The organism is Brachyspira catarrhinii, from assembly GCF_005518285.1.
GTDB lineage: Bacteria > Spirochaetota > Brachyspiria > Brachyspirales > Brachyspiraceae > Brachyspira > Brachyspira catarrhinii.
In genome coordinates, this window is the sequence record NZ_SJDU01000945.1 from 1 (window position 1) to 233 (window position 233).

Annotated in this window: 1 pseudogene; it reads left to right on the top strand. The window is 29.6% G+C overall.

The window, feature by feature from the left end:
- Positions 1-233 (top strand): annotated as a pseudogene (locus EZH24_RS15250) (hypothetical protein); the annotation flags it as partial.

The window sequence follows — 233 nt, forward strand, 5'->3', positions numbered from 1 at the left end:
TAGAATTTTGGTCTGGAATAATAGCATCTGACTTTGCTGGATTTAATTTATATGTTTCAACTGCAAATTCATTCACTCAGCCTGATGATGCAATAAAAAATGCAAATGATACGTATCCTACAATAGCAGGATCAAATCATACTAGAACTAATTTTATAATACAGCTTCCTTCTACAAAAATGGCTTTCAATAATAATTCACTATATTATATAAGTGTTACTGCTTATGGTACA